Raw genomic sequence first — 18,575 nt, 5'->3', positions numbered from 1 at the left:
CATGGAATGGACAACATAAAAGTCGGAGTCATCGGCGTCGGACATTTGGGCATGCATCATGCCAGAGTATACACAGAAATTTTAGGAGCCCAGCTGGTAGGGGTGGTCGACATCAACGAAGAGAGGGCCCATTCAGTCGCGGATCCGCTCGGAGTCATACCTTACAGCACGATAGAGACATTCATCAAGCAGACACGTCCCGACGCACTGAGCATAGTTGTTCCCACCAGCCACCATTTCGAAGTTGCAAAGATAGCAATGGAAAACGGCATCCATGTTCTGATAGAAAAACCCGTCACCTCAAGCGTTAACGAAGCAGAACGGCTCCTTAACCTTGCCGTGAAAAAGGACCTTATCCTGCAGGTCGGACATATCGAGAGATTCAACAGCGCTGTGCAGCATGTCAGGGAGTTCATAAACGATCCTTACTTCATCCAGACCCACAGGATGGGGCCGTTTTCACCGCGTATCAGCGACGTCGGCGTCGTGCTGGACCTAATGATCCACGACGTGGACATCATCCTCTCTATGATCAGCTCCGAGCTGGTCTCCATATCGGCGATCGGAAGATGCATCAGGACTGACCACGAGGACATAGCCTCCGCCCAGCTCACTTTCGCAAATGGGGCAATGGCGCAGATACTCGTCAGCAGGGTCTCCGAGAAGAGGATCCGCCAGATGGAGATTACAGAGGCAGAGAGATACATCACCGTAAACTACGAATCACAGGACATTTCGGTCCAGCGCTGTGTACGCCAGAGCGGTGGAAATCTTGTGGAGGTCATGGAACATCCCGTATTTCCGAAGACCGAACCGCTGAAGATGGAACTTCAGCACTTCGTTTCCTGTGTCAGAGAAGGGCGGCAGCCGATGGTGGGAATAAAAGACGGCAAGAGGGCCCTGGAGGTTTGCGTCGCTGTCCTGAAGCAGATACACGAGGAAAAGAACGCAGCCGGTTCGATCCTCTCCGCAATATGACGAAATAACAAATGACATTCCGGCCGATAAGAGTTATCATCTAGAGAGGAGATAATCCTCTCTTTTTTTTTGCAGAATTATCCCTGATCGAAAGGATGTATTTTATTTGATGGATTTTCTCAGAAATATACCACCTGTTAACCTCCAGGCACTGGTGGCACTTGCCCTTTTTGGGGCATCACTGCTTGTGGCCCGAATGGTAGTCAATATCCAGTCGGGAAAATGGCCCGGAGGCCCTATGTTCGTTCTCTACCTCAGGGTACTTCTTGGTTTTCTTTTTGCAGGGTCGATCGGCCTGGGATTCTACTGTTTTGCCGGAATAAACATTCTCTTCAAGTAAGATCTTTCACGGGATCGTGCGGCATGCAGGACAATGCAGACAATAGTACGGTTTTTAATAAACAGTTAGGAGAGTTGATTTATGGAGAAGCTTCTGAATAACGCGTTCAACGGTGACCCGAGATCAATAGGCCGCCTGATAAGTCTTGTTGAGGCTGACACCCCGTCGGCAAAAGAGATCATGAAACAGGTATACCCGCGCACCGGCAAGGCTAAGATCATAGGAATAACAGGCAGCCCCGGCGCAGGCAAGAGCACCTTCGTAGACAGGCTCATCGAACAGTTTCAGGCAGAAGGCCGCAAGGTCGGCGTGATCGCGATCGACCCCTCGAGCCCCTTCACCGGGGGAGCGATACTTGGCGACAGGCTTAGAATGCAGGGACACGCCCTCAATGAAAACGTCTTCATAAGAAGCATGGGATCGAGGGGGCATCTCGGCGGAGTAAGCAGATCCACGCACGAAGCCTCGCTTATACTCGACGCCTGCGGTTTTGACATAGTCCTGATAGAGACTGTTGGAGTCGGGCAGTCGGAGGTCGATATAATCAAAATAGCCGACACTGTCGTCCTGGTCCTTGTTCCGGGAATGGGGGACGATGTACAGATAATGAAGGCCGGGATAATGGAGATCGCCGATACCTTTGTTGTGAACAAAGCTGACAAGGAAGGGGCGGACAAAGTCGCTGCAGACGTCCAGGTCATGCTTAAGATGCTGAAGGAAAAGGACTGGGTGCCCCCGGTGACCCTTGTTTCATCCCAGAACAACACCGGAGTGGAGGAGGTCAAAAAGATACTCAATGACCACTGGAACTACCTCCAGACCTCGGATGAGGGCAAAAGGAGACGTTTCGTACAGCTTGAGATGGAGGTCGAGGCCATATTGAGGGGTGAGATCTCCATACTGACGGAAAAAGTGTGGAAAAAGCGCAAAGATACCGGAGTGCTTGAAGACCTGGCATCAAGAAAGGCCGATCCCTACACCCTGGCGGGTGAAATGATCTCACAGATCGTCAAATAATTTTATTTTGAAGAAATATAATGTACACCAAACCTTATTCGCGGGAGGATCATAAATGAAAATTGCACTGGGAGCTGATCATGCGGGATACGGACTTAAGGAAGAGATAAAGCAGCACCTTCTTTGTGCCGGACATGAGATCACAGACTGCGGGACCTCCTCGGGGGATCTGAGCGTCGACTATCCAGACTGCGGATTCAGGGCTGCCGAGACTGTCGCCAACCATAAGGCTGACCTTGGGATACTTTTCTGCGGTACCGGCATCGGGATGAGCATTACAGCAAACAAGGTCGCAGGGATAAGGGCCGCACTGTGCCACGACCACTTTACCGCAGCAATGAGCCGCAGACACAACGATGCGAACGTTCTCGTGATAGGAAGCAGGGTGACCGGTTCGGGACTGGCAAAAGAGATCGTCGACACATGGCTGAGCGAGGAGTTCGAAGGCGGAAGGCATGCGATCCGTGTAGACAAGATAATGGCATTCGAAAGGGAACATTCTTCCGAGGCAGTGAATGCTGCCTGCTCATCAAACTTTGCGGGAGGAAGGACCGTAGTGATAGAGCACCCGCTTGTAAGACACAAGCTCGGCCTGATGAGGGACAAAAACACATCTTCTAAGGATTTCAGGGATCTTGTCCAGGAAGTGGCAGGCCTTATGGTGTATGAGATAACCAGGCACCTGTCGCTTGAGGAGATCGAGATCGAGACTCCCGTAGCAAAGACAAGGGTATTCACTCTTTCCGGCAAAAAACTCGCCATAGTCCCGGTACTCAGGGCGGGGCTCGGCATGGTGGAAGGCATCCTCAAGCTGATCCCCAATGCCAAGGTGGGACACATAGGGCTTTATAGAGACCCTGAGACCCTGTTGCCTGTAGATTATTACTGCAAACTGCCCAAAGACATCTCTGAAAGGGATATTTACGTTGTTGATCCTATGCTTGCGACGGGCGGATCCGCGGCAGCCGCAGTTGCGCACATCAAGGGCTACGGCGGAAAGAGGATCTCGCTTGTTTCACTCCTCTCGGCTCCGGAGGGCATTGCCAGATTCCACGAAGAGCATCCCGACGTGGATATCTATACTGCAGCAGTGGACAGTCACCTCAACGATCACGGCTATATAGTGCCCGGACTCGGCGACGCAGGAGACAGGCTCTTCGGAACAAAATAAATGATGGGGAATCAGGGCAGATAACGTGTTTTCCATATACCTTTTCACACTGGTGACTTTTTTGTGGGGCCTGATCGCGACACCCGTTTCGATCGGACTTGCGCAAAAATTCAGGTTGCTGGACATTCCGGGCGGCAGGAAAAAACACCGCAGCATCATGCCGCGCGGTGCCGGCATCGTGCTGTGGAGCGGTTATCTGCTTTGGGCCCTCTTTGTGGGAAATCCCGGTGTCGAGGTGCCCTACATAGCAACAGGAGCGACTATCGTATTTATTGTCGGGTACATGGATGACATGCATCCGCTGCCGCCCGTGATGAGGCTTTTCTTCCACCTTGCCGCCGCCGCGTGGGTCTCATATGCCCTTCCGATACCGCTTTGGCAGAGGCTTCTGTTAATATTCTGGATCACGGGGACGACAAACGCATATAACCTTATTGACGGTATGGACGGGCTGTGCCTGACCATGACACTGATAACTTCTGTTATTGCCGCCGCATTTGCAGGAAACCCGGCAGTATGGATGCCTGTGGCCGGGCTGGTGTTTGGTGTCCTGCTGTGGAATTTCCCCCAGCCAAGGACATTCCTAGGGGACGGAGGGAGTACCCTTCTGGGATATATTTGCTCATCGCACCTCGCATGGAGCATTTTTCCGGACCTTTTCGGAAAAGGATTTTTCAGTATCGCTGCAGTCCTTTTCTTTATCGGAGGAATACCTGTCATCGATACGCTTGTCGCAATGACCAGACGTATCCTGACGAAAAAATCTCCGTTTTCACCTGACAGAGGACACGCTCACCACAAGCTTCTCGACAGGGGCTTTACCAAGCTTCAGACGCTTGCGGTCATGGGATTGGCCCATCTTGCGCTGGTCCTGGCCGGGATCCGGCTTCTTGGGGCGCTGTAGCTCCCGCCGTTGTCTGCTATAATGGCAGGCCTGACACCGCGGGGACAAAGAGTTGATTTTAGGAGGATGTATCAATGACAGGTAAAACTGTGGTCTGTGTTGTCGGAACAAGGCCTGAGGCGATAAAGATGGCGCCTGTGGTGCTTGCCCTTCGCAGCCAGGGCTATTTTGACGTAAAAATATTGGCTACCGGACAGCATGCCGCAATGCTGGACCAGGCGCTCGGCCATTTCAGCCTTACCGCTGACCTCAACCTTCACATAATGAAAGAGAGGCAGTCCCTTGACCACATTACAGCTTCAGTCCTGACCGGAGCGGGGGAGTACTTTGATGCCGAATGCCCTTCAGCCGTTCTGGTCCACGGCGACACTACTACGACCTTCGCATCGGCCCTTGCGGCATTTTACAGAAAGATCCCGGTTGGACATGTTGAAGCCGGACTAAGGAGCGGCAATATGCACCTGCCCTTCCCGGAGGAGATGAACAGGGTGCTTGCAGACAGGATAACGACCTGGGCCTTTGCCCCTACGGAACTTGCAAAGGAAAATCTTCTCAGAGAAGGTACTCCGGAAAAGATGATACATGTAACAGGAAACACTGTGATAGACGCTCTCTTTTACACAGTTAAAAGCACCTCGAGGCCTTACTGCGAGGATCTTGACGGGCTTCCTGAAAACGCTCCCTTCCTTCTTGTTACGGCACACAGAAGGGAGTCCTGGGGAAAACCGCTTGAGGATATCTGTACGGCGCTCACGATGCTCCTGGATGCACATCCTGAACTTTGGATGGTCATCCCTATGCACAGGAACCCGTCTGTTAGGGAAACTATCCGAAAGCATCTTGAAAAAAGAGACAAAGTGATCCTCTGCGATCCGCTCGATTATCCCGACTTCGTCTGGGCAATGAATGCCTCAAAATTCATACTCAGCGACAGCGGAGGAGTCCAGGAAGAGGCCTCGGCCATAAGGAAACCGGTGCTTATTCTCAGGGACGTCACTGAAAGGCCCGAAGCCATCGAGAACGGAAGCGGCATTCTGGTAGGGGTCAAAACGGAAAAAATATTTTCCAACGCGATCGAACTGCTTGAAAATGAGGCAAAACTTGCTGAGATCGAGAACAAGTGCAGATCACAGCCTTTTGGGGACGGAACTGCCGCAGTTAAGATAGCAGAAGCATTAAAGGACTATTTTGATAAACAGGGCAGGTAATTTTTTGTCAGTTTGGACTGGAGTGACTCTTGTTGGAGGATAAGATGATCATCAGGGGAGGGACACCTCTTTACGGAACGGTCGACGTTCAGGGAGCCAAGAACGCGGCGCTGCCGGTCATGGCCGCCTCGATCCTTCTTAAGGGCAAGAGGCTCGCACTGAAAAAGGTCCCCGACCTTTATGATATACATACGATGTCTGACTTGCTCAGGCATATCGGCATAACCGTGGAATTCAAAGACAACCTGATGACAATAGATGTTCCTGATGAGCTCAGCTGGGATGCACCGGCGGAACTGGTACGCAAGATGAGGGCCTCGTCGCTGGTTCTGGGACCTCTGATCGCGAGGTGCGGCAAGGCGGTCCTGCCTCTGCCCGGAGGGTGTGTGCTTGGAAGCAGGCCTATCGATTTCCATCTCAAAGGCCTTGCCAAAATGGGAGCTGAGATCGACCTGAACAAAGGATCCGTCTACGCCACGGCAGGCAGGCTCAAGGGCGAGAGGATCACTCTGGACTATCCCTCTGTGGGTGCGACTGAAAACCTCATGATGGCCGCTGCGCTGGCGCACGGAGTGACATACATCGAGAATGCCGCCCTGGAACCGGAGATAATAAACCTCGCTGACGTGCTTAGGCTTATGGGGATACCGGTCAAGGGCGACGGGACCCAGACGATAAGGATCACCGGGAAACCTGAGACAGGTCCCGCAGAAGCTGAGATAATCCCGGACAGGATAGAGGCCGCAACTTATCTCATGGCAGGGATAATAACAAAGGGTTCGGTAACGGTAAGGGGAATAGACTCTGGACTGATAGATGCCATACTGCTTAAGCTTGAAGAGGCGGGAGCGAAGATAGATATCATGCTTGACGAGGTCACAGCCGGATGTAAAGGGTCCCTTACAGGGATACCGGTAAAGACGATGCCGTATCCCGGATTCCCGACAGATACGCAGCCGCAGCTGATGGCAGCGCTCTCACTGGCTTCAGGTACGAGCGTCATACACGAGAGTGTCTTTGATTCAAGGCTGCTTCATATAAACGAATTTAAAAAGATGGGTGCAAAGATAGAGCTTCAGGATTCCACTGCGATCGTTACAGGAGTGGCCAAGCTGACAGGAACAGAAGTCCATGCGTCGAACCTGCGGGCGGGAGCGGCCCTCATCCTTATGGGACTGGCCGCTGAAGGAGTTACGGTAGTACACGATCTTTACCATGTGTGGAGAGGCTACGAGGGACTCACCGACAAACTGAGATCTCTCGGAGCGGACATAGAGCTTACGGCATGATCCTTGAGAGGGCGGTCTGATGGACGGAAGCAACGCTCAGCAAAATATTGAAGAAAAACTCAAACAGGTGACCACTTATGCCTTCGTTGGCGCCGCAGGTACCGGAAAGAGCCAAAGGGCCCAATCTGTGGCAGCTATTGTCGATGCTGACTTTATAATCGACGACGGACTGGTGATTTTCAAGGGAAGCATTGTATGCGGAAAGAGCGCAAAGTCGGAGAGGAATCAGATAAGCGCGATAAGAAGAGCTCTCTTCGAGTTCGACGATCACCGTAAAGAGGTCATGGATTTCTTTTCAAAGGCCGCGCCATGCTCTCTGATGATAATCGCGACCTCGGATGACATGGTCATGAGGATAGTCAAAAAATTGAAACTGCCTCTGCCCGAAAGAGTAATAAGGATCGAAGAGATAGCTGCCCCGGAGGAGATAAGCAAGGCACGCAGGGAACGATTCACAAAGGGAAAGCACGTCATACCGGTATCGCATGTCCTAGTGAGGAAGAACTTCGCCGGAAAGCTCGTCGGACAGCTGAGGGTCTTCTGGAAGTCGAAGGACAACCATGAAGGCGAAAAAACTATCGTGAGGCCCCCTTTCAGCTTCTACGGCGAGGTGCACATAGAGCCCGAGGCAATTGAAGAGCTGGTCACATTTATTGCCGGGAGGACCTCACAGGTCGCCAAAGTAGTTGAAGTCAGTGCAAGCCCGGAGAACGAAGAAAGCCTTTCAATAACGATCAAGATCGCGGCAAGCCTGGGTGAAAAGAATTTCATCTCGCTCGCAACTCTTGTTAAGGAGAGGACTGCTGTAAGCGTTAGGTATTTCACCGGGCTCAACGTCAAAAATGTCGATGTGATAATAACAGAGGTGATCATCTGATGGAACATCCGAAAAGGATCCCGAACCTCTCGCCCGAAGGAGAGGATAAAGCGCGGAAAGCCCTCTGGGAAAAGGCCAGGGAAACGGCGCTGTCATGCAGGGCCTGCCCCCTGTCTGCTGCCAGGACGAACGTCGTCTTCGGCGAAGGAAACGAACGGAGCAGGCTCATGTTCATCGGAGAAGGCCCGGGAGCGGATGAAGATGCTCAGGGGCTTCCCTTCGTCGGAAGGGCCGGACAGCTTTTGACCCAGATCCTCACTGCCGGAGGGATAGACAGAAAGGATGTCTACATCACCAACATAGTGAAGTGCAGGCCGCCCGAAAACAGGGTGCCCACCCCCGAGGAGACGATAGTCTGCGATCAGCATCTGCAGACACAGATCATGCTTATAGACCCCGCCCTTATAATCCTGCTTGGGAATACCCCTACAAGGTGGATACTCAAGACGAACGAGGGCATAACCAAAATCAGGGGCATGTGGTTCAACTGGAGGGGCATCGCAGTTATGCCCATGTTCCACCCAAGTTACCTTCTGAGGAACGCATCTTCCAAAGAGGGGAGCCCAAAACACCTCACGTGGATCGACATACAGGAAGTTAAAAGAGCTTGGGATATCGTCAGGGAGACAGGCAGCATAAGCCACATCAAATTCGGGTAGGAAAAGATGGAAGATAAAAGACTGGAGCACGTAGGGATAATAATGGACGGAAACCGCCGCTGGGCAAGATCCCGGGGACTTCCCGCGATACTTGGACACAGGGAGGGGGTAAAGGCCGTCGAGAGAACTCTCACAGCAGCGAAAGAGCTTGGAATACCCTGCGTATCCCTTTACGCCTTTTCAACTGAGAACTGGAAGAGGCCAAAAGCTGAAGTGCTGGGCCTTATGGGACTGCTCAAATACTACATGAAACTTAAGCTTGAAGAGCTCAACAGGGAAAATGCAAGGGTCAGGTTCGCGGGCAACCTCTCTGCCCTTTCTGAGGATATCAGGGAAATACTTTCGGATGCAGAAGAAAAGACGAGGAACAACGATTCGATGCAGCTGGTAGTATGCCTGAATTACGGCGGAAGACAGGAGATACTGGACGCCGTCAGCCGGATGATCGAAGAGGGGGTCTCGCAGCCCGTCACCGAAGAGGTCTTCCGCAAATATCTCTACCTGCCGGACATCCCGGACCCGGACCTCCTGATAAGGACCAGCGGAGAACTGAGGATGAGCAATTTCTGGCTTTGGCAGGGAAGCTACAGCGAATATTATTTTACTGATAAATTTTGGCCCGACTTCGGCAGACAGGATCTTGAAATGGCTGTAGCCGACTTCTACAGGAGGGAAAGAAGATATGGCAAATCATAATAATTTTCTGTCATCGATACCAGATCTGCCACTGAGAGCTTTCAGCAGCATCTTCATAGTACTTATAATACTGGGCGGGATAATAAAGGGCGGACATTTCTGGAACTCGGTGGTCTTTATAGTTGCCATGCTCTCGCTCTGGGAATTCTACAGGCTTCTTTCCACAAAGCATGACATTTCGCCCTGGCTGATAATGCTCTCGGGAGCCTTCATACTGATCGGAGCCTCTTCAGACATGAGCCTTACAGCTATACTATGCTCGATCTCTGCAATAGTCTTCGTTGCGCTTTTTCTTGAGGTGGTGCGGCGTCAGGTCAGCGGAGAGAGCTTTGCCCTTGAAAATATGGGAGCTACGATAGTCGGCATCGCATATGTAATCCTCCCCTGGTCCTTCATGATAATCATCCGATCCAGGGAGCTGGGATCGCTCTTTTTGATGACCCTCTTCTTTTGTACCTGGAGCTGCGACGTGGCGGCCTATATCGTAGGGAGCCGTCTCGGAAGAAATCTGCTCTGTGAGAGGATCAGCCCAAAAAAGACCTGGGAAGGGTTCTTCGGCGGAGCTGCCGCAAGCCTGGTATGCGGAGGATTTCTGGCCCTCATATTCTCATTCCCGCCCCTTCCCCTTCTTCTGATGGGACTCCTTTGCGGGATCGCGGGGCAGCTGGGCGATCTGGGAGAATCCGTTTTGAAGAGGGAAGCGAAGGTCAAAGACACAGGATCATTGATCCCCGGACACGGCGGACTTTTGGACAGGTTCGACAGTATCCTTGTCAACGGGACCCTGGCTTTCGTAATATTTGAACTGATAGGCTGAAACGGTGAGTAATTTACCAAAGATCAGAGTCGCTGTCATAGGTGCGACGGGGAGCGTAGGCGGGGCAGTTTTAGATATTTGCGGACGTTTCCCGGAGCGATTTGAGATAGTAGCTTTAGCTGCAAAAAGCAATGAAGCAAAGCTGACAGAACTTGCTTCGGTCCACAAGGCCAGGACTCTTTGCCTCACTGAACCGCATGCGGCCGCCTTCAAAGCTGACGGATACAATTGCCTCACCGGCATTGACGCGCTTTCCCTTATTGCATCGGATCCCGACATAGACCACGTCGTATTCGCATCATCCGGAGTGACTGCGATAAAGGCCCTTCAGACCGCTCTCAGAGAGGACAAGGATGTTTCGCTGGCAAACAAGGAGAGCATCGTCGTCGCAGGTCCGTGGGTAATGCCGCTTATTAAGCGGAAAGACCAGCTGAGACCTGTGGACAGCGAACACAGCGCTGTCTGGCAGTGCCTCAGGGAAGACAAGAAGACTGAAATAAAAAAGATATGGCTTACCGCATCCGGAGGCCCTTTCAGGAACCACACCAGAGAGATGCTTGAAAAAGTAACGCCTGAGGAGACTCTTTCACACCCTGTCTGGAAAATGGGCCCGAAAATCACGGTCGACAGTGCTACGCTTATGAACAAAGGCATCGAGTGCATCGAAGCCATGCAGCTTTTCGGCCTTCCTGCAGAAAAGGTCAGCGCGCTCATACATCCCAGATCACAGGTACACGGCGTGGTCCTCTTCTTTGACGGAACGATGAAAATGCTCCTTTCCCCGCCCGACATGCGCCTCCCGGCAGCCGCCGCTTTGGCATGGCCGGAGAGGCTTGACCTTGTCGGTTCTGGGCTAAGCGCCATTGAACCTGAAATGTTTGATCTCACCTTTAGGGAAATTGACGGTTCCATTTTCCCATGTTTTGGTATAGCCTGCAAAGCAGGGGAAATGGGCGGAGCATATCCCTCTCTCCTTGTTGGAGCTGACGAAGCAGCGGTCAGGGCATTCCTTGAGGGGATCATCCCGTTTAATGCTATACCGAAAATCATAGAAGAAACACTCTCCGGATCCAAGTCAAGTTCTCCCGCATCGCTCGATGAGGCTGTCAGCTTGGTCAGCGAAGGAGAAAAAACGGCGTGGAGGCTCTGTAAAAACTGGAGGAATGTAAATTGATAAGTCTTCTTTCTTTTCTGATCGTTATTTCCATCTGCGTCATATCCCACGAGGGTGGGCATTACATTTCTGCCCGTTGGAGGGGCGTGCTTATACATGAATTTTCTTTCGGCATGGGACCATCGCTCTGGAGCAGGCAAAAGGGCGAAACACTGTGGTCACTGAGGGCTTTTCCAATAGGCGGATTCGTCAAGCTTGAGGGGGAGGACTCTTCGGAAGAAGATCCAAAGCCTGAAGGTTACGACCCTGCCCGCTCACTCTCATCAAAAAAACCATGGGAGAGACTCCTGGTGCTCGCCTCCGGTGCGACCGTAAACCTTATACTGGCATGGCTTCTCACTGCCGCCCTTCTTGCCGGACACGGGATAATGGATCTTGACAGGCCTCTAGTAGGGAAAGTAATGGAAGGCACACCAGCCTTTTCTGCCGGGATACAGCCAGGGGACGTTATAAAATCTATAAACGGCAAAGAGCTGAACAAATGGTCTGATATCAGGGAAACTATACAGGACAAGGATGTGACCGACGACCTTTTCCAAATAACGCTCCAGAGGGGCGGCGGAATGATCGGCGTTGATGTCGACATCCCCGCCGATCCGGCTCATGGAGGCCGTCTTCTTGGTGTCCAGCCTGGAAGAATAACATATCCCATACATACCGCGCTCCGAAAAAGCCTTGGGTATTCCTGGGACATGGGCGTAGAGATACTCAAAGGCCTCTGGATGGTGCTTACAAGAAAAGTTCAGTCTGATGTTGTCGGTCCCGTAGGCATAGCAGTGATGGCCGGTGATGCCCTCAAGCAGGGGATATGGTCCTTTATCGCATTCCTGGGAGTGATAAACCTGCACCTGGGGCTGCTGAACCTTCTGCCTTTCCCTGCCCTCGACGGGGGGAGGATAATTTTCATACTTGCAGAGATGGCAACAGGAAAGAAAGTCCCGGAAAAATGGGAGGCGCTGATCCACTATGGCGGGTTCATGATCCTCATCTCCCTCATCATACTGGTCACCGGAAAAGACATCATCAGGCTCTTTTTCAGGTAGAGAGGCGGCAGAGACCTATGGGAAGCAGGGAAAGTGTTGAGATCAAAGGACTTTCAATAGGCGGCAATTCACCCGTGCGCGTCGAGAGCATGATCAAGACACCGCTTTCCGACACAGACGGCTGTGCTGATGAGTGCGCGGCGCTGGCGAGTGAAGGATGCGAGCTTATAAGGGTATCGCTGCCCGAGCTCGGCCTTGCACCAAACATGAAGGCCCTGAATGAAAGATCGCCTGTGCCGCTGATGGCTGATATCCATTTCAACCACAGGCTCGCCATAGCCGCCCTCGGATCAGGCTGCGCCTCCATCCGGATAAATCCGGGAAACATGAGCGACAAAAAGGGAATTGAAGATGTTATCCGCCTGGCACATGAGATGAGTGCCGTGATCAGGATAGGAGCAAACGGAGGATCCATCAGCGGGGCACAGCTGGAACACGCCAAAGGCGACAGGGCTGCTGCCCTCGCTTACGCAGTAGAAGAACAGGTCAGGATACTTCTCGATAACTCTTTTGAAAATATTATCATCTCCGCAAAATCAAGCTCGGTAACGGAAACAGTGCGGGCAAACTCCATCCTTTCACAGAAATTTCCCTTCCCGCTGCATATCGGCATTACAGAGGCCGGAAGCGGAACTTCGGGAATAGTAAAAGGTGCGGCCGGGATATCCCTGATGCTTGCTCAGGGGATCGGTGACACCATCAGGGTAAGTCTGACAGGTCCCTCTATAGATGAGGTCAGGGTGGGCTACAGCATACTCCGCGCGCTCGAGATCAGGCAGAAAGGCTGCAGCATCATCAGCTGTCCTACCTGCGGACGCAGAAGGATGGACGTCGTGCGGCTTGTCGAGGAAGTCACCTCACTTCTGCCCGAAGACATAAAGGACGGAACTACGATAGCTGTCATGGGGTGCGAGGTCAACGGCCCCAGAGAGGCTGCGGGAGCCGATCTCGGCATAGCGGGGACTCCCGATGGATTCGTACTTTTCAGAAAAGGAGTGCCGGTCTGCAATGATACTGCCGAAAACCTTAAGAAACGCCTTATCGAAGAGATCGGACGCCTCTGATCGCTTATATGCAGAACTTTGATCATCATTACAATAATTTGAACTTGCCACCCCTTTAAGTTGATTTTTGTTTGTGATATAATTTTTTAGCGGAGAATACGTTCTTTACAGCCATTCCTATTTTGCATCATATATTTACCCAATACCCGATTACAGCCATATTTTTTTAAGTTAAGCGACATTGCTTCAATTTATAAAAATTTATTGGGGGGTGTAATAATGTGCCAAGATAAACCATTCTGTGTTTTTTCTGAAACCGGACCGCTTAAACAGGTAATGCTCCATCGGCCCGGAAATGAACTCAACAGGCTTACCATCAATAATATGAGTGACCTGCTCTTCGATGATCTGATATGGCTTGAGCAGGCCCAGCGGGAACACGACGACTTTGCCGACATACTCCGACGAGAAGGATGCGAAGTACTGTATTTCAGCGAATGTCTGGCTGATGTCCTCGAAGACAAGGAAGTAAGGGAATCACTGATCAAATCAGTTTTTATGCTTGAATGTCTGGACCGGCACCTTTCAGAAGGGCTAACCGAAATCTTTATGGATCTCCCCTCCGCAGAACTCTCATCTCACCTCATAAGCGGCTACAGCAAAGAAGAGGCTTCGAAATTATTCAAATCATCCTTAAGTCTTATTTCTAAAGTTGAAAACGGAGGGGATTTCGTGATCCACCCCATCCCCAATCTTTATTTCCAGAGAGACCCCGCGATCACCGTCGGATGCGGCATAGTCATCGGGCAGATGACCTACGAAGTGAGAAGGAGAGAACCTCTCTACTGGAAATACATAACCAACAACCATCCAAGATTCAAGGGAGTCAATGTCATTTTTGGCGATGCTCCCGATGAGATATGGCCTCATAAAGTCGAGGGAGGGGATCTTCTTGTCCTTTCTGATCATGCAATGGCAATTGGCGTCAGCCAGAGGACGGCTCCTACGACTGTTCAGCGCATAGGAAAAAAACTGGCGCTGAACACCCCGATAAGAAAAATATTTGCCTTCGAGATACCGAGGGAACGTTACTGCATGCATCTTGACACTGTTTTTACTATGGTCGATAAGGACGCTTTCACTATCTTCCCGACCGTGATCAAGGTGCTCAAGGTATGGGAGATGGATTACGACGACAGCGGGACACTCATGTCGGTCAGGCAGGCTCACCATTGGAAAGAGGCGATCGCGGCAGAACTTGGCTTCGACAGGATCAGGGTCATCGAAATGAAGGGCAGGGATCAGGCCGAGACAGACAGGGAACAATGGCACGACGGCTGCAACACGCTGGCAGTCGCTCCGGGCAAGGTGGTCACTTACAACAGAAACCTTATGTCTAACAGACTGCTGAGGGACAACGGCATCGAAGTGCTCGAACTTAACGGACCTGAACTCGGAAGGGGCAGGGGAGGGCCAAGATGCATGACGATGCCTCTCAACAGAGGCCCGGTAAAATAGCTGATTTATTTACGAGCAAACAGAGTTATATTTTCCGCTAATATTTAACTAAAATTCAAGGAGGAGTTTTCATGGCCATCAATCTTCGCAACAGACATCTGCTTTCACTCAAGCACCACACTCCGCAGGAGATAGAGTATCTTCTGGATCTGTCAGCGGACCTCAAAAATAAAAAACGCGCGGGAATCAAAGGCGATCTGCTTGCCGGCAAGAGCGTCGCGCTGATATTTGAAAAGCCCTCCACCCGTACACGCTGTGCCTTCACCGTCGCGGCCATAGATGAGGGAGGACACCCCGAATACCTGGGCAAGAACGATATTCAGCTCGGACACAAGGAAGATGTTGCCGACACCGCGAGGGTACTCGGCCGCATGTTCGACGGGATAGAATTCCGCGGATTCAGCCAGAAGGTAGTCGAAGACCTTGCCAAGTATTCAGGCGTTCCCGTATGGAACGGACTTACAGATGACTACCATCCTACACAGATCCTTGCAGATTTCCTGACTGTACGTGAAAATTTTGGCAGGCTGAAGGGGATCAAATTTGTCTATGTCGGTGACGGACGCAATAATATGGCCAACTCCCTTATGATCGGTGCCGCAAAAATGGGGATGCATTTTGTGATCGGTGCCCCTGAGTCACTCTTCCCGGATCCGGCGCTTGTAGAAGAGTGCGAAAAGATGGCAGCGGACTGCGAGTCGGGAGCAACGATAGAGATCACCGACGACCCCAAGGCAGCAGTAAAGGGCGCGGATGTCATCTACACCGACGTATGGGCCTCAATGGGCGAGGAAGCAAAGCTCGCGGAGAGAAAGGCCATCCTGCAGCCATATCAGGTCAATATGGACCTGATCAGGGCAACCGGCAACGATGATGTAATATTCCTGCACTGCCTCCCAGCAGTAAAAGGATATGAGGTGACTGAGGAGGTCTTCGAATCACGCCACGGCAGGCAGTTCGATGAAGCTGAGAACCGCATGCACACCATCAAGGCAGTAATGGTCGCCAGCATAGGCAACCTGTAGTCCTTACTGATTTCCGGAACATCAGGCGGAGATCCGGATCCTTTCGGGTCTCCGCTTATTTCTGCCCATTTTGCATTTAGACCTTGATGCATACTTTATGTTAGAATATAACGCGTCATAATGAACATCCCAAATAACAAAGCGAGGCGTTGCCGCTTGTCTATCTACAGAGACACGACCAAAATTGCAGACTATCTTACCGGGTGGATAAAAGAGCACATTGAAACAGCAGGGGCAAAAGGTGCTGTGCTGGGCATCAGCGGAGGGATAGATTCCGCTGTCCTGACCGGACTTTTATGCCGTTCGATAGGCAAGGACAGAGTGATGGGCGTTATTATGCCCTGCCACAGCCAGCCCGTTGATGAGGAATACGCTCTTGAGCTGGCCGCGGCATTCGGCATTAAAACATATAAAGCGGACCTGACAGAGGCCTACGACCGCCTGGTCTCTTCCATAACGGCCAACGGCCTTGAACTTTGCACACTCCCCGCAGCAAACATAAAGCCAAGGCTGAGGATGACCACGCTATATGCGATCGGGCAGCAGCACGGGTATCTGGTATGCGGCGGCGGCAACAGAGATGAGATAATGTACGGATATTTCACCAAGTACGGTGACTCCGGGGTCGATCTCCTGCCTATGTCCGATCTCCTGAAAGGGGAGGTAAAGGCCCTCGCGCTGCACCTGGGGGTCCCTCCGGACATAATCAAAAGGCCTCCGACCGCAGGGCTCTGGGAGGGGCAGACTGACGAGTGCGAGATGGGCGTCACTTATGAACAGCTGGACAATTATCTGGCAACTGGAGTTGCCGAAGATAAAGTAAGAGAAAAAATAGAAAACGCCATGGCAAGGTCGGAACATAAGAGAAAATTCGCGCCTATGGCCAGGATACCGAAGGATATATGAACGATCGCCCCTTTCCGATCAAGGGAGCTTAAAAAGTTGATCATGAGGTGAGTCTTTTGTCAGGACATTCAAAATGGGCAAACATAAAGCATCGCAAAGCAGCACAGGATTCAAAGAAAGGCGTGGCTTTCCAGAAACTGGTCAAAAATGTCATTGCAGCGGCAAAGGCCGGAGGCGGTGACCCTAACTCAAACTTCAGGCTTAAGGTCGCCATAGACAGAGCCAGGGCAGGCAATGTGCCTGTCGACAACATCGAAAGAGGGATCAAAAGGGGCACAGGAGAACTTGACGGAGTGATATTCGAAGAGATCCTTTACGAGGGATACGGACCAAACGGAGTCGCCGTCATGGTCCAGGCCCTGACGGACAACCGGAACAGGACAGCCCCCGAAATGCGCTCGCTCTTTACCAAGACAGGCGGCTCGATCGGTGAACTGGGATGCGTCGCATGGAACTTCGACAGAAAAGGGATCATTGGCGTCACCGGCGACGGGATCGACGAAGAAGAGATAATGATGGCCGCGATCGAGGCCGGAGCTGATGACGTGACCGCCGAAGATGAGGGATATGAGATCACATGCGACCCTTCGGTCCTCTCGGATGTTGCAGAGGCGCTCAAAAACGCAGGGTACAACGTTGAATCAATAGAGGTCGAGATGGTTCCGAAGAACACAGTCTCGGTGACCAACAAGGCTGATGCGGCAAAACTCCTCTCTTTGGTAGAGCGTTTCGAGGAGCACGACGACGTTCAGGCGGTCTACGCCAACTTCGACATCCCGGACGAGATCCTTGCTGAGATCGACGGCTGAAAACAGAGAACCTAATGGTGTGAGAGCCCTGGGCATAGATCCGGGGCTCGGCACTATGGGGTACGGGATAGTCTCGCAGTTTGGCGACAGACTTGTGTGCGAATGCTACGGGGTCGTCAGGACCCCATCTTCGCTGTCGCTTACCAAGAGGCTTTCGCTGCTTTACGATGAGCTGAAGGATAGGGCGGGGGAGTATCCTCCTGACATAATAGCTGTAGAAAAGCTTTTCTTCGGAAGAAACATAACAACGGCGGAGATGGTTTGGCAGGCAAGGGGAGTTATTCTCCTCTTTGCCGCACAGATGGGTCTTGAACCCTACGAACTCAAGCCGTCGGAGGTCAAGCTGGCTGTCTGCGGATACGGAGCCGCGGAGAAGGGACAGGTCCAGGGCATGGTCGCGAACCTGCTGGGGCTTGAGAAAAACCCGAGCCCGGACGACGCAGCTGACGCCCTGGCCATAGCCATAGCGGGTCTTTCAATGTCATCTTTCGACAGAAATATACTGAAGGGATACTGAAAAATGATCAATACGCTTCGAGGCAAAGTACTTTCGATCGGGGAAGAAAGCATTACCCTCGAGATCGCGGGATTCGGACTTGAGGTCTTCCCGACAAGATCCCTGATCTCACAGGCGGAACTGTCAGAAGAGCTTTTCTGTTACGCTTACATGCAGGTAAGTGATGCGGGAGTAAGTCTTTTCGCTTTTTCGGACGAACGGGAACGGCTTCTCTTCCTTGAACTGCTCCAGGTCAAAACAGTCGGAGGAAAGCTTGCCGTGACCCTGATGCGCCATCTTGATACCGACCAGATACTGAAGGCGATCGCTTCGGGCAGCAGCGCGATGCTCACCGTTCCAGGACTTGGCGCCAAGAGAGCGGAACGGATCTGCTTCGAACTGAAGAACAAAATAGCCAAGAAATTCAGCGAGATAAAGGGTTTTGGTGAACAGGGCCTGAAAGACCACACTTCAGACAGCTTCGTATTGGAAGCCCTTACGGGACTGGGGTTCACACAGGGGGAGGCCGTTCGTGCGATATCAAGGTCACGGGCCGAAGCAGGACCCGATGCTTCCTGGACAGAAGAGGAACTGCTGAAAACATCGCTTAGCCTGCTTCGAAGGAACTGAAGAAGAATATGGTG

Annotated in this window: 20 protein-coding genes; all 20 read left to right on the top strand. The window is 51.9% G+C overall.

What is annotated here, in order from left to right; all coding sequences use genetic code 11:
* Positions 1–6: 6 nt before the first annotated feature.
* The 20 genes from OLM33_04800 to OLM33_04705 all read left to right on the top strand — a co-directional run bounded on the left by OLM33_04800 (position 7) and on the right by OLM33_04705 (position 18,561).
* A complete protein-coding gene (locus OLM33_04800) occupies positions 7–978 on the top strand; it encodes a Gfo/Idh/MocA family oxidoreductase (protein ID MCW1712994.1) in 972 nt (323 codons plus the stop codon).
* 109 nt (positions 979–1,087) lie between these two features.
* Positions 1,088–1,318, top strand: coding sequence for a flagellar biosynthesis protein FliR (locus OLM33_04795; GenBank protein ID MCW1712993.1), 231 nt, complete (start codon positions 1,088–1,090; stop codon positions 1,316–1,318).
* Positions 1,319–1,399: 81 nt separating this feature from the next.
* Entirely contained in the window at positions 1,400–2,335 is a 936-nt protein-coding gene (gene meaB / locus OLM33_04790; protein MCW1712992.1) for a methylmalonyl Co-A mutase-associated GTPase MeaB, read from the top strand.
* 55 nt (positions 2,336–2,390) lie between these two features.
* Positions 2,391–3,506, top strand: coding sequence for a uracil phosphoribosyltransferase (gene upp / locus OLM33_04785; GenBank protein ID MCW1712991.1), 1,116 nt, complete (start codon positions 2,391–2,393; stop codon positions 3,504–3,506).
* Between the two features lie 25 nt (positions 3,507–3,531).
* Positions 3,532–4,410, top strand: coding sequence for an undecaprenyl/decaprenyl-phosphate alpha-N-acetylglucosaminyl 1-phosphate transferase (locus OLM33_04780; protein ID MCW1712990.1), 879 nt, complete (start codon positions 3,532–3,534; stop codon positions 4,408–4,410).
* A gap of 74 nt (positions 4,411–4,484) precedes the next feature.
* Complete coding sequence (gene wecB / locus OLM33_04775) at positions 4,485–5,618, top strand: UDP-N-acetylglucosamine 2-epimerase (non-hydrolyzing) (GenBank protein MCW1712989.1); 1,134 nt, start codon at positions 4,485–4,487, stop codon at positions 5,616–5,618.
* A 32-nt stretch (positions 5,619–5,650) separates the two neighbouring features.
* Positions 5,651–6,907 (top strand): UDP-N-acetylglucosamine 1-carboxyvinyltransferase, encoded by a 1,257-nt coding sequence (gene murA / locus OLM33_04770; GenBank protein ID MCW1712988.1) that lies wholly within the window; start codon positions 5,651–5,653, stop codon positions 6,905–6,907.
* A gap of 19 nt (positions 6,908–6,926) precedes the next feature.
* Positions 6,927–7,784, top strand: a complete 858-nt coding sequence (locus OLM33_04765; GenBank protein ID MCW1712987.1) for a hypothetical protein — start codon at positions 6,927–6,929, stop codon at positions 7,782–7,784.
* A complete protein-coding gene (locus OLM33_04760; GenBank protein ID MCW1712986.1) occupies positions 7,784–8,443 on the top strand; it encodes a uracil-DNA glycosylase in 660 nt (219 codons plus the stop codon). Before OLM33_04765 ends, OLM33_04760 begins: the two co-directional genes overlap by 1 nt.
* Before the next feature lie 6 nt (positions 8,444–8,449).
* The gene (gene uppS / locus OLM33_04755; GenBank protein ID MCW1712985.1) at positions 8,450–9,139 is read left to right on the top strand and encodes a polyprenyl diphosphate synthase; all 690 of its coding nucleotides are present in this window, start codon (positions 8,450–8,452) and stop codon (positions 9,137–9,139) included.
* Positions 9,126–9,956: a phosphatidate cytidylyltransferase gene (locus tag OLM33_04750; protein MCW1712984.1), complete on the top strand. Its 831-nt coding sequence runs from the start codon at positions 9,126–9,128 to the stop codon at positions 9,954–9,956. The genes uppS and OLM33_04750 overlap by 14 nt, the downstream gene beginning before the upstream one ends.
* Positions 9,957–9,960: 4 nt before the next feature.
* Positions 9,961–11,130 (top strand): 1-deoxy-D-xylulose-5-phosphate reductoisomerase, encoded by a 1,170-nt coding sequence (locus tag OLM33_04745; GenBank protein MCW1712983.1) that lies wholly within the window; start codon positions 9,961–9,963, stop codon positions 11,128–11,130.
* The gene (locus OLM33_04740) at positions 11,127–12,173 is read left to right on the top strand and encodes an RIP metalloprotease (protein MCW1712982.1); all 1,047 of its coding nucleotides are present in this window, start codon (positions 11,127–11,129) and stop codon (positions 12,171–12,173) included. The genes OLM33_04745 and OLM33_04740 overlap by 4 nt, the downstream gene beginning before the upstream one ends.
* Before the next feature lie 17 nt (positions 12,174–12,190).
* Positions 12,191–13,237 (top strand): (E)-4-hydroxy-3-methylbut-2-enyl-diphosphate synthase, encoded by a 1,047-nt coding sequence (gene ispG, locus OLM33_04735; GenBank protein MCW1712981.1) that lies wholly within the window; start codon positions 12,191–12,193, stop codon positions 13,235–13,237.
* A gap of 219 nt (positions 13,238–13,456) precedes the next feature.
* Positions 13,457–14,695, top strand: a complete 1,239-nt coding sequence (locus OLM33_04730; protein MCW1712980.1) for an arginine deiminase — start codon at positions 13,457–13,459, stop codon at positions 14,693–14,695.
* 71 nt (positions 14,696–14,766) lie between these two features.
* The gene (gene argF / locus OLM33_04725; protein MCW1712979.1) at positions 14,767–15,720 is read left to right on the top strand and encodes an ornithine carbamoyltransferase; all 954 of its coding nucleotides are present in this window, start codon (positions 14,767–14,769) and stop codon (positions 15,718–15,720) included.
* Between the two features lie 156 nt (positions 15,721–15,876).
* Positions 15,877–16,626, top strand: coding sequence for an NAD(+) synthase (nadE, locus tag OLM33_04720; protein MCW1712978.1), 750 nt, complete (start codon positions 15,877–15,879; stop codon positions 16,624–16,626).
* Positions 16,627–16,682: 56 nt separating this feature from the next.
* Positions 16,683–17,435 carry a YebC/PmpR family DNA-binding transcriptional regulator gene (locus OLM33_04715; protein ID MCW1712977.1) on the top strand — a complete coding sequence of 251 codons (753 nt, stop codon included), beginning with the start codon at positions 16,683–16,685 and terminating at the stop codon, positions 17,433–17,435.
* 19 nt (positions 17,436–17,454) lie between these two features.
* Positions 17,455–17,952, top strand: coding sequence for a crossover junction endodeoxyribonuclease RuvC (ruvC, locus tag OLM33_04710; GenBank protein MCW1712976.1), 498 nt, complete (start codon positions 17,455–17,457; stop codon positions 17,950–17,952).
* Positions 17,953–17,955: 3 nt separating this feature from the next.
* Complete coding sequence (locus tag OLM33_04705) at positions 17,956–18,561, top strand: helix-hairpin-helix domain-containing protein (GenBank protein ID MCW1712975.1); 606 nt, start codon at positions 17,956–17,958, stop codon at positions 18,559–18,561.
* Positions 18,562–18,575 lie beyond the last annotated feature (14 nt).

This window comes from Synergistaceae bacterium DZ-S4, from assembly GCA_025943965.1.
In the GTDB taxonomy this organism is placed as follows: Bacteria; Synergistota; Synergistia; order Synergistales; family Synergistaceae; genus Caenicola; species Caenicola nitritireducens.
Note: the sequence above shows the minus strand (reverse complement) of the source record. Positions and strands in the feature narration are given on the sequence as shown.